Here is a 13954-nt window from a genome sequence, read left to right on the forward strand (position 1 = left end):
TTTAACTTTTTGGGGGCAGTGCTTTTTTTGGCATTACATGATCGCTCAGTTTTTAAACTTTTTTATGCTGGATCCGAATGGCATTTAAAATCGCCAGAAGAGCTACGCCCACATCAGCAATGACTGCTTCCCAAAGTGTTGCAATACCTCCGGCGCCGAGGATCAAAACAATGATTTTTATTCCCATCGCCAGGATGACATTCTGCCAGACAATACTTCGGGTTATTTTTCCAATTTTTATGGCCGACAAAATCTTGTGTGGCTCATCGTTTTGGATCACAACATCAGCAGTTTCAATAGTTGCATCAGCTCCCAGTCCACCCATAGCAATGCCAACATGTGCTAAGGCAACTACAGGGGCGTCGTTTACGCCATCGCCGGCAAAGGCAACGCGGCGTCCTTGATTAATCAGCTGCTGTACATGGCTTACTTTATCCTCAGGAAGAAGATCGCCATAGGCTTTGTCAAGTCCAAGTTCTTTGGCGACTTCATCTACTACCGCTGTTTTATCACCAGATAACATGACTGTATACAAACCTTGAGCATGCATGGCTTGGATCACTGCCCTGGCATCTGGTTTAATTCGATCCGCAACAGTAATATAACCCGCATATTGACCTTCGATGGCGAGTAATACAATGGAGTATGCCATTTGCCTTAGATCTGCCGGATAGCTAATATCGAATTTGTCCAGTAATTTGCTGTTGCCCGCGAGTGTGGGCTTTCCGTTAACAGTGGCGAAAAGTCCATGGCCTGCCATTTCCTGGATTTTCTCAGCTTGCAATGCGGCAATGCCGGGATGATAACTGGTGATCGCCTTAGCAATGGGGTGCGTTGAATGTGCCTCAATGGCTTTCGCATAGTTCAGTAATTCCGCTGGATCTCCATTGACGGCAAAAACTTCCGTTACCTCAAAGACACCGGCTGTAAGCGTGCCCGTTTTATCCATGACAACGGTATCGACTGAAGTGATGGCATCGAGAAAGTTCCCGCCCTTAAATAATATGCCATTTCGGGAGGCTAAGCCTATACCACCAAAATAACCCAGGGGAATGGAAACGACCAGGGCGCAGGGACAGCTGATCACCAGAAAGACTAAACTCCGGTAGAACCAGTCCTTAAAACTATAGTCATGAACAAAAAATAGGGGTAAAATAAGAACTAAAAGTGCAAGGCCGAAAATAATAGGAACATATATTTTTGCAAATCGAGCGATAAACAGCTGAGTTTTGGATTTTCGTGCAGTGGCGTCCTGAACCATTTCTAGAATTTTGCTCAACTTGCTATCTTCAAATACGCTGGATACCTCGATTTGAACAACTGTTTCCAAGTTGATCATTCCTGCAAAGACAGCATCACCAGAATATTTTGTATCGGGTTTACTCTCTCCAGTCAAAGCAGCAGTGTTAAATGCGGCTCTTTCCGTTTTCAATGTACCATCTAGAGCCACTTTTTCTCCAGCTTTTACAAGGATAATTTCGCCAATTTTGACAGTTTTTGGATTTATCTGCTGTTGCTGCCCATTTCGTATGACCGTTACTGCGTCAGGGCGGATATCTAATAAGGATTTGATTGATTTCTTGGCATTGTCGACGGCAGTATCCTGAAACCATTCTCCGATTTGATAGAACACCATGACCGCGACGCCCTCTTCAAACTCTCCAATAGCGAAAGCGCCCAATGTTGCAACGGTCATCAAAAAGAACTCATTAAAAATATCGCCACGGCTTGCCTTACGGAATGCCATTTGAATAACGGGGATTCCCGCGAGAAGATAGGCGATGCTATTTAAGGTCAAGTTGATGCCAAAGGGAAGGCTGATCTTAAAAGCATATTTCAATAGGAGCAACGTAAGTAGAATGACAAGAGCCATGAGGAGTTTACGTTGGGTAATCCACCAAGGACGCTCCTGTGTTGGAAGGCCGTGCTCCTGTGTGTCATGGCTATGCTCGTGGTTGTGTTCGCACATATATCAGCGGTTCTTTTAAAGAATTAAATTTAGCGAATTCTGCTATAAAAAGCGAGGAAAATGAGGATAAACTCACCCATAAGGGCAATTATTTTAGACGATTATTTAAAGGAATTGGAACAGTAAACTATCTGTTTTTCAAACGACAGATGCTGTCAGTAAGGGAAGCTGATTTCAGCAAGGAAGGGGGATAATCGTTGAGTAATGAAAAGGCGTCCACATGTATTGATGCGGACGCCCGCTATTTTATGAATGTATTTTTAATCTTTCGAAGTACTGCCAATAATCATTTCCAATATGGCAACGACAATGGCAAACAGTGCGGCAGTCCAGAATCCATCGACATCAAATTTGGAGCCGAGTAGCGAGTCTGATAACAAGACCATCAATACGGTAATAATAAAGGAAACCAGGCCAAGGGTAAGCCAATTCAACGGGAACGTAAATAACCTTAAAATCGATCCCACAGTCGCATTGACAAATCCAATAACGAGTCCTGTAACGATAGCCCAACCGAATCCAGCAACATGAGCGCCGGGGACAATCCAGCACGCTATTGCGACGACTACACCAGTAAGTAAAAGACTAATAATAAATTTCATAATATGTGCTAATTTATAAAGAGTAAATAAAGTAATAATATAATAACTATCGTGCAAACCCGATGCCAAACTTTGTTTAGATTTTGAATTTAAGTCTTTTGGAAAAATGGGCTTGGAGTAGCCTTCAATGTGAAATATTAGGGGCTGTCTGATCGGGAAGGACCAGTATTTTGAAATAAAATATATGCAAGCATAGTAAATATTTTGTATATTTATTCAGAAGCTATGATGCTATTGTTATTTGGTGGTCAGTCATTATACTCGTTAGGGCGATTGCTGATGGTGGAAAAGGATTGGCAGGAGTACTTGGGTGGTTTAAATAAGCGATCATATTGACAATAGGGCGGAAATTGAAAGATTTAAGTTCATAAAATAATAGACCCATGAAGAAAATTATGATGTCATTCATAATGCTGCTGACTACAGTAGCATTATTTGCGCAAACAGATCCCATCATCGGAAAGTGGGAAAACCCAAGCGGCGAAGGCCGCGTTGAAATTTACAAGAAAGGCGATAAGTTTTTTGGTAAGCTCTATTGGCTGAAATTTCCAAATAATGAAGCCGGTCAGCCGAAGAAAGATATAAAAAATCCAGATAAAGCACTGCAGAGTAGAAATGTACAAGGGCTAGAAATCTTGACCAACTTTGATAAAGATGGCAATACGTATGTTGACGGAAAGATCTATGATCCGAAGTCGGGCAAAACGTATAGCTGCAAGATGACCTTAAAAGGCGATAAGCTTGATATCAGAGGTTATGTGGGTGTGAGCTTGCTTGGACGAACCGAGACATGGAAAAGAATTAATTAAGATAGAAAATGGCTGCAAAATCAAAATAATCCGCTTGCATGGATAGGTCAGATTCCACCAAAAAGGCAATTTATTTCTAGGAAGTAAATTGCCTTTTTGGTTTTGTGCTGGAATTACAGTATTTTCATCCCTACAAATTATAAATACCAGCTCTATGGCCGTAAAGATGTCTTATGTTGAAAATGTCAAGCTTGCACTACAGTCCATTGTAGGGAATAAGCTGCGGACATTTTTAACAGCACTGATCATTGCCATAGGGATGATGGCGTTAATAGGGGTATTGACCTCGATTGATGCCATGAAAAACTCGCTGACAGATTCCTTTTCGTCGATGGGATCAAATTCCTTCAACATACGCAACAGGGGATTGAATGTTCGGATCGGTAATGAAGGGACTCGCTCAAAAGTCTTTGCTAATATTACCTACGCACAGTCTGCAAGATTCAGACAGGATTTTCACTTTAATGCGTTGACATCAATCAGTGCCAATGTGAGTTGGAATACGACCGCAAAATATCAATCCAAAAAGACAAACCCCAATATCGGCCTGATCGGAACGGACGAAAATTATCTGCAGACATCAGGGTATGTTGTCAGCGAAGGCCGTAATTTTTCTACGCGGGAGGTTGAAACAGGTAGTGGCGTGATCATCATCGGTAGTGAAGTGAGTAAAATGCTATTCAACGAAATTATTGATCCAATAGGACAGTTTATTACTGTTAACAATATCCGCTATTTGGTGATAGGAGTCTTAAAAAGTAAAGGTTCTTCTGCCGGGATGGGTGGGGATAGAGCCTGCTTTATTCCCCTGATCAAGCCCGGGCCGTGATGCAGGGTACCGAGCCTTCCTATGTGATCACTGTTTCTTCCAATGACCCCATGCGATTGGAAGCCGCAATCGGCGAAGCTACAATCGTATTTCGAAATATTCGCGGACTGTCTTCACGGCAGTCAAATGATTTTGAAATCACCAAATCAGATGCGGTTGCCCAGATGCTGATGCAAAATATGGCTATGGTTACTTTGGGAGCAGTCGTGATCGCTTTTATTACCCTTGTGGGAGCCTCAATCGGATTGATGAATATTATGCTGGTTTCAGTTACCGAACGTACCCGAGAGATCGGTATACGCAAAGCAATTGGTGCAACACCGAGTGTTATACGCAAGCAATTTCTGATGGAAGCAATTGTGATCTGTATGATTGGGGGTGTCGCCGGGATCTTTATAGGCATTTTGATTGGTAATATTCTAGCGCTGCAGCTCGGCACATCTTTTATTATTCCATGGGGAGCGATTATTTTGGGTTTCGCGGTATGTGGACTCGTCGGTATGCTATCGGGCTATTACCCGGCCTCAAAAGCATCTAAACTGGATCCAGTCGATGCGCTTCGTTACGAGTAATTCACATTGCAGCGCCTAACACGCTATTTTCACGAAATTTTTATGGATAAGACCTTTTGTTATGCTATAGCTTAAATCCGCTAGCTTTCGTTCCTATCTGTTATTAAAATTCCGGCGCTTTTCGTCTAAAATGCGAGAGACCAAAGTTGAGATAAGGTTATACCAACTTCGGACTGCAAGCACAATGAGTCCACCTTGAGTCCACGTTGAGTCCACCTTTTCTATGTGGATTTACCATTGAGACACCGCGCATGCACCCTGCTTGCAGGACGAAGATGTCTAGGGCTCGTCGCCCAGTTGGTCGCTATCAAAGCAAGAGGAAGATGAAAAAAGGAATTTTATGCAATCGGTTTAATGTTACCAAATCATTGATTTGGGGTGAATTCTCCGTGAATAGCCCTTTTCTCGAAAGGTAAAGCAACTTATTCCAATGAAAAAACTGTAATATTGTATAAAAAAATAAAATCGAATTATGTACAATACATTACAACCAGTTTTAGAAAAGGAATTGGAAGCAATCAAAGAAGCGGGATTGTATAAACAAGAGCGAGTGATCGTTACTCCCCAAGGAGCAGACATCAAAGTGAGTACAGGACAAGAAGTTGTCAATTTTTGTGCGAACAATTATTTGGGCCTGTCTTCGCACCCAAAAGTAATCGAAGCTGCTAAGAAAGCGATTGATACACACGGTTATGGAATGTCTTCCGTACGTTTCATCTGTGGTACCCAAGATGTGCATAAAGAATTAGAAGCAAAAATTTCTACGTTCCTCGGAACAGAAGATACTATTTTATATGCGGCAGCATTCGACGCGAATGGTGGGGTGTTTGAACCATTATTTGGCGCTGAGGATGCCATCATTTCCGACGAATTAAATCATGCTTCTATCATAGACGGTGTTCGTTTGTGTAAAGCACAACGCTTCCGTTATAAAAATGCGGATATGGCTGATCTGGAAGCGCAATTGCAGGCCGCATCCGGTGCTCGACATAAAATCATTGTTACAGATGGAGCGTTTTCGATGGATGGATCTGTAGCTCCATTGGACCAGATCTGTGATCTAGCCGATAAATACCAGGCGCTAGTGATGATCGATGAATCGCATTGTACAGGGTTTATCGGTGCAACTGGACGTGGTACACACGAGCTTTTCAATGTAATTGATCGTGTAGATATCATTACAGGTACTTTGGGTAAGGCGCTAGGCGGTGCTTCTGGTGGTTTTACTTCCGGTAAAAAAGAAATCATCGATTTGTTACGTCAGCGTTCACGTCCTTATTTATTTTCGAATACCCTAGCACCCGCAATTGCAGGGGCTTCTGTTGCAGTCTTGGACATGCTGAGTGAGACAACTGCATTGCGCGATAAACTGGAATCCAATACGATTTACTTCCGTGAAAAAATGACAGCTGCTGGATTTGATATCAAACCCGGTTTCCATCCAATCGTGCCTGTGATGCTGTATGACGCGAAATTAGCGCAGGAGTTCGCAGCCAAGATGTTGGACGAGGGAATTTATGTGATCGGTTTTTACTATCCTGTTGTACCTCAGGGAAAAGCTCGTATCCGTGTGCAGATTTCGGCAGGACATGAAGTTGCTCACCTGGATAAAGCAATCGCCGCCTTTACCAAAGTAGGTAAAGAATTAGGTGTAATTAAATAAAATACACATAGTTATAAATTTTATGGTGCAAAATGTTTATCTTTGCACCCTAAAATTTTATAAAAATATTCTTGCTCAATGCAAAACATTAGAAACATTGCGATCATCGCTCACGTCGACCACGGTAAAACTACGCTTGTAGACAAAATTTTATATTTTACCAATCAATTCAGAGAAAATGAAAATGCTGGTGAATTAATCCTAGACAATAATGATTTAGAGCGTGAACGCGGGATCACTATTGTATCTAAGAACGTATCAGTAACATATAAAGGTGTTAAAATCAACATCATCGATACACCAGGTCACGCCGATTTCGGTGGTGAGGTTGAACGTGTATTGAAGATGGCCGATGGTGTAGTACTATTGGTAGATGCTTTTGAAGGCCCAATGCCTCAAACACGTTTCGTTACAGGTAAAGCTTTAGGTTTAGGTATCAAACCTATTGTTGTTGTCAATAAAGTCGATAAAGAAAACTGTCGTCCTGAGGAAGTTTACGAACATGTTTTTGACTTATTCTTCAACTTGGGCGCTACTGAAGAGCAATTGGATTTCCCAGTATTGTACGGTTCTTCAAAACAAGGTTGGATGTCTACCGATTGGAAAAATCGTACCGAAGACTTCACTGACTTATTGGAAGCTATCATCAAATATATCCCTGCACCAGAAGTATCTGAAGGTACTTTGCAAATGCAGGTAACATCGTTGGATTACTCAACTTTCGTAGGACGTATCGCTATCGGTCGTGTTGCCCGCGGTACAATCAAAGAAAACCAACCGGTTTCTTTGGTAAAACGCGACGGAAAAGTTGTGAAATCAAGAGTTAAAGAGCTACAGGTATTTGAAGGCCTCGGCCGTATCAAAGTATCTGAAGTACATGCAGGTGATATCTGTGCTGTAGTAGGTATCGAAGGTTTCGATATCGGTGATACAATCGCAGATTTCGAAAATCCAGAGCAATTGGAAGTTATCAGCATCGATGAACCAACAATGAACATGTTGTTCACGATCAATAACTCTCCTTTCTTCGGTAAAGAAGGTAAATTGGTTACATCACGTAACATTTACGATCGTTTGCAAAAAGAGTTGGAGAAAAACTTAGCACTACGTGTAGTTCCTACTGAATCTCCAGATGCTTGGTTGGTATACGGACGTGGTATCCTTCACTTGTCCGTATTGATCGAAACAATGCGTCGTGAGGGTTATGAATTGCAAGTAGGCCAGCCACAAGTTATCATCAAAGAAATCGATGGTCAAAAATGTGAACCTATCGAAGAACTTGTTGTTGACGTACCTTCTGATGTCTCAGGAAAAGTTATTGAGTTGGTTACACAACGTAAAGGTGAGTTGTTGATTATGGAAGCTAGAGGAGATATGCAACATCTTGAGTTCTCTATTCCTTCTCGTGGTATCATCGGTTTACGTAACAACGTGTTGACAGCAACAGCTGGTGAAGCTGTTATGGCGCATCGTTTGAAAGGTTACGAGCCTTGGAAAGGTACAATTCCTGGTCGTTTGGCAGGTGTATTGATCTCTTTGGATACAGGTTCAACAACTGCGTACTCCATTGATAAATTACAAGACCGTGGTCGTTTCTTCGTAGATCCAGGTGTGGATGTATACGAAGGACAAATTTTAGGTGAACACATCCGTGATAATGATTTAACGATCAATGTTACTAAAGGAAAACAGTTGACAAATATGCGTGCATCTGGTTCTGATGATAACACACGTATTGCACCGGCAATCAAATTCTCATTGGAAGAATGTATGGAGTATATTCAAGCTGATGAGTATATTGAGGTGACACCACAATCAATGCGTCTACGTAAAATCTATTTGACGGAAAACGAGCGTAAAGTTAACGCGAAGAAATTTCAATAGTCAATAGCGAAACGCGATATAAAAAAGCCCTCGAACATTGTTCGAGGGCTTTTTTATTGCCTAGCTATTTGATGCGCCAAATTACTTTAGCAGTTTATTTTTTTGTTCTTACCTCTGCTGCACGGTAGGTGTCACCGTCAGTTGTATAGATTTTGAATTGCACATCATAAGCTTCAGGTACATAAATCACAATCGGCATTCTGCCATTGTAACGTACAGTCTCCGGTTGAGCTGAAACAAAAAGGTTTCTTTTTTCTTTGTTTGGGCAAGCCATCATAGTGCTGGCGACGTTGCCATTTGTTTTGAATACATAATAGTCATACCCCCAGCCTTGAAGATCCTTCTTCTCTAAAGTGCCCGATAAATTAAAGGTATTACATCCGTCTACTTCCATCCATTTTCCCACCGAAAACTCTATTTTTTTGTTTTTGTCACTTTCTGAATAGGGAACTTCAATCACCATTTTTTTATACCCTTTTTCTGGGCTAGGAAAAATGCCTAAGTCAATTTTGTCGATAACCATTTGCGCTTTACTAATAGTTGTTGAGGATACTAATGCGATCATCAATAGCATCATTACTTGAAATACATTTTTTTTCATATATGCAATTATTTAATTTTAATGGCCATGAAATATTCCGGTTTTGTATGTGTTGTAAACTCGAATACCCCATTTTCTTATTTTTATTTCTTTTTTAAACGCGCTATCTGTAAAAAATGCTACACGCTTATAACAGATATAACACCTATAGGACTGTAAAGCTTTTGGAAGGATTAATCGAAAAACAAAAAATGTTAAACGATAATTGTTTGGGAAACTAAATTGTTTGATGTATTTCAATTTATAGCTGGTCGTAGATTTGCCTGTTTGCCCTGTATGAAGCCTTTCATCAAAATTTTGCCGACTTTGGAACAGTTCCTCTTTTTTTGAAATTCAGGTGATAGAAAACCGAATAGCTTTTTAATTCGCAGGAATATAATCAGCCAAGAATACGTAACTTTGTGTGAGATAAGGATTATTATGAGTAAACAGGTGGAGCACACTCCAAAAGAATATATTCAGATAAAGGGCGCAAGAGTTAATAACTTAAAGAATATTGACGTTGATATCCCTAAAAATAAATTAGTTGTTATCACTGGAATGTCGGGCTCAGGAAAATCCTCCTTAGCTTTTGATACGCTGTATGCCGAAGGACAGCGACGCTATGTCGAAAGTCTCTCTTCGTACGCAAGACAATTTATGGGACGGATGAATAAACCGGAGGTGGATTACATCAAAGGTATCGCCCCTGCAATTGCCATTGAGCAACGTGTCATTACTTCCAACCCCCGTTCGACGGTAGGAACATCCACCGAGATCTATGATTATCTGAAATTGTTATATGCCCGAATCGGAAAGACAATTTCTCCTGTATCTGGTCGCGAGGTGACCAAAGACAGTGTGAGTTCAGTGGTGGATTTTGCCTTGAATTTGGAAGAGGGGACAACGGTGACACTTCTCGCGCCACTTATTCCTTCTCATGGGCGTAAACTCAAGGAAGAACTGTCTCTCTTGTTGCAGAAAGGTTTTGTGCGTGTCGTCTTTGGGGATAGTATGCAGAAAATCGAAACTATTATCGATGATAAGGCCATCGCCAATAAAGACCTTCAGGATGGTGAAGTGCTTATTGTCGTCGACCGGGTTCGCATTGAACAGGACGATGATACAGTCAATCGACTTTCTGACTCTGTCCAAACAGGTTTTTTCGAGGGTAAGGGTGAGCTCTATATGGAAGAAAATGGTCAAAGACATCATTTCTCCCATAAATTTGAACTTGATGGAATAACATTTGAAGAACCTACACCAAATTTCTTCAGTTTTAATAATCCGTATGGTGCCTGTCGCCGATGTGAAGGTTATGGAAAGATCATTGGTATTGACCCTGATCTTGTTATTCCAGACAAAAGCCGTTCGGTCTACGATGGTGCAATTGCTCCCTGGCGAGGGGAGAAAATGGGGGAGTGGCTACAAGTGCTTGTTAAAAGTTCACTGAAATTTGATTTTCCCATACATCGTGCCTACATGGACCTGACTGCGGCGCAGAAAGAGCTGCTGTGGACGGGAAATAAATATTTTGCGGGTCTTACCCAATTCTTTGAAGAGCTCGAAGCTCAGACCTATAAAATTCAATATCGGGTGATGTTGTCTCGCTATCGCGGGAAGACAGATTGCCCGGACTGCCGCGGAACCCGATTACGTAAAGATGCCACTTACGTGAAAGTAGGGGGCAAGTCTATCACCGATATCGTTTTGATGCCGCTTGAAGAAGCCTTGGAGTTCTTTAAAACTTTACCACTGGTGGGTAATGAACTGGTCATTGCCAAAAGACTTCTTGCTGAAATTAATAACAGATTGCAATTTTTGTGCGATGTTGGATTAAGTTACCTGACCTTGAACCGGCTATCGAATACCCTTTCTGGAGGGGAATCACAGCGGATCAATCTGGCAACTTCATTAGGAAGTTCGCTCGTAGGCTCTATTTATGTGTTGGACGAGCCAAGTATTGGACTTCATCCACGTGATACACAGCGACTCATCTCTGTGCTGAAATCCCTGCGTGATGTTGGGAATACAGTGGTTGTGGTCGAGCACGAACAGGAAATGATGGAGGCGGCTGATTACCTGATCGATATCGGGCCAGAAGCTGGGATCAATGGCGGCGAAATGGTCTTCGCAGGTACATATCAGCAGATTCTGAAAGATACAAAAAGCCTTACGGGTCAATACCTCAGTGGCAAAAGCCAGATTGAGGTACCCAAAAAGCGCCGTCCATGGTCCAATAGTGTGACCATTAAAGGAGCCCATGAGAATAACCTCAAAGGGATTGATGTACAATTTCCATTGAATACGTTTACTGTGGTAACGGGTGTTTCGGGATCAGGCAAGACCTCCTTGGTCAAACGTATCCTTTACCCAGCATTGCAGAAGTCGATAGGCAATTACTCCGGTGAACAGACTGGCGTCTATGATGCGATCGAGGGGGATATTACCCAGATAGAACAAGTTGAAATGGTGGATCAGAACCCGATCGGTCGTTCCTCGCGATCCAATCCGGTGACTTACGTGAAAGCCTGGGATGAAATCAGGGCCTTATATGCCAACCAGACCCCAGCCAAAGCTGCTGGTTTGAAACCGGCCGCATTTTCATTCAATGTTGAAGGTGGACGTTGTGATGTCTGTCAGGGTGAAGGTGAGGTTAAAATTGAAATGCAATTTATGGCCGATATCGTTTTGCCATGTGAGGCATGTGGGGGCAAACGATTTAAACAATTTGTGCTTGATGTACATTATAAGAACAAGTCGGTAGCAGATGTTCTCGAGCTGAGTGTTGATGAAGCGATCGAATTCTTTGCAGACCAGCCTAAAATATTGGCGAAATTGCAGCCTTTACAGGACGTTGGACTAGGCTACGTTAAGCTCGGGCAATCGTCAAGTACATTGTCTGGCGGTGAAGCACAGCGGATTAAACTGGCCTCCTTCCTCATTAAGGGAAATAACAGCAAGAAGACACTTTTTATCTTTGATGAACCAACGACAGGTTTACACTTTCAGGATATTAAGAAGTTATTGAAATCATTTGATGCACTGATTGCCCTAGGAAACAGTATCTTGGTGATCGAGCATAATATGGATATGATCAAATCAGCAGATTGGGTCATCGATATTGGTCCTGAGGGCGGTAATAAAGGTGGAAAGCTAGTCTTTGCGGGACTTCCTGAAGAACTTATTCATTGTAAAGATTCTTATACAGGCCAATTTTTAAAAGCACATTTAAAAGATTAAACCCTACTTTAGCGAAGTGAAGTAATCTGAATCAGGGCAACTGGGCTGCCAATAAGTTCCGATTTATTATTCCTGTTGTTAAGGTCTTATAGAATACTATGCAGTAAATAAAAAACTAATATTTCAATACTTAATACGATTATGATTAAAAGATTTTTTTTAAGTGTCGTCCTTGGAATAGCGGCGCTTTCGTCCATGGCGCAACAACCGGAAAGACCAAAATTGGTTGTCGGCCTGATGGTGGATCAAATGCGTTGGGATTATTTATATCGTTTTGCAGATCGATATGGAAATGATGGTTTCAAACGACTTTTGAAAGAAGGATTCTCCTGTGAAAATACGTTGATTAATTATATTCCGACATATACCGCTATTGGACACAGTTCGGTCTATACTGGATCCGTTCCTTCCATACACGGAATTGCAGGCAATGACTGGATTGAAGAACAGACAGGGAAGAATATGTACTGTACGCAGGACGACAATGTCATCGGTGTAGGTACTACAGCCAAGGAGGGGCAGCAGTCTCCACGCAATTTGCTTGCATCTACCGTAACGGACCAATTGAAGCTCGCCTCTAACTTTAAATCCAAAGTGATCGGTATCGCGATCAAAGACCGTGGCGGTATTCTGCCGGCGGGGCATTTTGCCGATGCAGCGTATTGGTTCGAAGCTAAATCAGGCGATTGGATCACCTCTAATTTCTACATGGATAAACTGCCAAAATGGGTCGTAGACTTCAACAAGAAAAAATTGGCCGAAAAATACCTGAAAGGCGACTGGAAACCAATGTATGATATCAGCACCTATGCTGCCAACAGTATTGCAGATGATAACATCTACGAAGGTAAGTACCCTGGTGAAGAAAAACCGACTTTGCCGCGTGCGACTTCCAAGCTAATGAAAGACGAAGGCTATGAGCTGATCAAAACCACACCAATGGGAAATCAGTTTACGTTGGATCTGGCTATGGAAGCAATCAAAAATGAGCAGATGGGAAATAACCCAACTAAAAATACCGACTTCCTTTGTGTGAGCCTTTCTGCAACAGACTACGTTGGACACCGTTACTCATTGACAGCAGTTGAGATTGAAGATATCTATCTGCAGCTCGATAAACAGCTTGCCGATTTCTTCAACTACCTCGATAAGACGGTGGGCAAGGGTAACTATACGTTCTTCCTGACAGCAGATCATGGCGCTTCTTACAACTCTCGGTTCTTTATGGATATGAAAGGAAATGGAGGGTATTTCTATTCCCGTCAGATTATCACAGGACTTAACAAAACCCTTAAAGAAAAATTTGGACAGGAGAAGCTGGTTAAAAGCATGATGAACTACCAAGTGCACTTAAATAATCAATTGATTGATTCTTTGAACTTGGATCGTGATAAAATAAAAGAGACCATCATTCGTGAGCTTCGCCATACCGAAGGTGTCGCTTATGTTGCTGATATGGAAAAAGGGGAAAGCTTGATGATTCCGGCGCCTATTCGCGAAAAAATGATCAATGGCTACAACTTTAAACGTAGCGGTGCTATTCAGATTGTTTGTGAACCGCAATGGTATGACGGTACCCCGCGCTCCACCGGGACAACACATGGTACCTGGTCTGGTTATGATTCCCATATTCCTTTGGTATTTATGGGTTGGGGAATTAAACCGGGTGTATCTAATACAGAAGTACATATTGTGGATATTGCACCGACAATTTCTTCGCTCTTGCACATTACAGAGCCCAATGGTAGCATCGGAAAACCGATCACGGCGGTATTGGGGCAATAAGGAAACTGTTGCTGCATG

10 protein-coding genes are annotated in these 13954 nt (G+C 42.0%); 7 read left to right on the forward strand and 3 right to left on the reverse strand.

Features of this window, described 5'->3' with window-relative positions; translation table 11 throughout:
* Positions 1 to 52: 52 nt before the first annotated feature.
* Positions 53 to 1969: a heavy metal translocating P-type ATPase gene (locus BV902_RS01780; RefSeq protein WP_075990512.1), complete on the reverse strand. Its 1917-nt coding sequence runs from the start codon at positions 1967 to 1969 to the stop codon at positions 53 to 55.
* A gap of 260 nt (positions 1970 to 2229) precedes the next feature.
* Positions 2230 to 2571: a phage holin family protein gene (locus BV902_RS01785; RefSeq protein ID WP_075990513.1), complete on the reverse strand. Its 342-nt coding sequence runs from the start codon at positions 2569 to 2571 to the stop codon at positions 2230 to 2232.
* Between the two features lie 383 nt (positions 2572 to 2954).
* Here BV902_RS01785 and BV902_RS01790 point away from each other — a divergent pair, with 383 nt between their 5' ends.
* The 5 genes from BV902_RS01790 to typA all read left to right on the forward strand — a co-directional run bounded on the left by BV902_RS01790 (position 2955) and on the right by typA (position 8328).
* Entirely contained in the window at positions 2955 to 3380 is a 426-nt protein-coding gene (locus BV902_RS01790) for a DUF2147 domain-containing protein (protein WP_046673759.1), read from the forward strand.
* 154 nt (positions 3381 to 3534) lie between these two features.
* Entirely contained in the window at positions 3535 to 4209 is a 675-nt protein-coding gene (locus BV902_RS28515) for an ABC transporter permease (protein ID WP_335682255.1), read from the forward strand.
* Positions 4209 to 4781 (forward strand): ABC transporter permease, encoded by a 573-nt coding sequence (locus tag BV902_RS28520; RefSeq protein ID WP_335682256.1) that lies wholly within the window; start codon positions 4209 to 4211, stop codon positions 4779 to 4781. Before BV902_RS28515 ends, BV902_RS28520 begins: the two co-directional genes overlap by 1 nt.
* Before the next feature lie 472 nt (positions 4782 to 5253).
* Complete coding sequence (gene kbl, locus BV902_RS01800; protein ID WP_075990514.1) at positions 5254 to 6444, forward strand: glycine C-acetyltransferase; 1191 nt, start codon at positions 5254 to 5256, stop codon at positions 6442 to 6444.
* Positions 6445 to 6522: 78 nt separating this feature from the next.
* Entirely contained in the window at positions 6523 to 8328 is a 1806-nt protein-coding gene (gene typA, locus BV902_RS01805; RefSeq protein ID WP_075990515.1) for a translational GTPase TypA, read from the forward strand.
* A gap of 94 nt (positions 8329 to 8422) precedes the next feature.
* Here typA and BV902_RS01810 read toward each other — a convergent pair whose 3' ends face one another.
* Positions 8423 to 8929, reverse strand: a complete 507-nt coding sequence (locus BV902_RS01810) for an ecotin family protein (RefSeq protein ID WP_075990516.1) — start codon at positions 8927 to 8929, stop codon at positions 8423 to 8425.
* Positions 8930 to 9349: 420 nt separating this feature from the next.
* On the opposite strand from BV902_RS01810, the gene uvrA reads away from it, so the two are divergent.
* Together uvrA and pafA are read left to right on the forward strand one after the other, a co-directional pair.
* On the forward strand, positions 9350 to 12151 hold the full coding sequence (gene uvrA / locus BV902_RS01815) for an excinuclease ABC subunit UvrA (protein ID WP_075990517.1): 2802 nt from the start codon (positions 9350 to 9352) through the stop codon (positions 12149 to 12151).
* Positions 12152 to 12292: 141 nt separating this feature from the next.
* Positions 12293 to 13936, forward strand: a complete 1644-nt coding sequence (gene pafA, locus BV902_RS01820; RefSeq protein ID WP_157625832.1) for an alkaline phosphatase PafA — start codon at positions 12293 to 12295, stop codon at positions 13934 to 13936.
* Positions 13937 to 13954: the final 18 nt, after the last annotated feature.

The organism is Sphingobacterium sp. B29, assembly GCF_001952815.1.
GTDB lineage: Bacteria > Bacteroidota > Bacteroidia > Sphingobacteriales > Sphingobacteriaceae > Sphingobacterium > Sphingobacterium siyangense.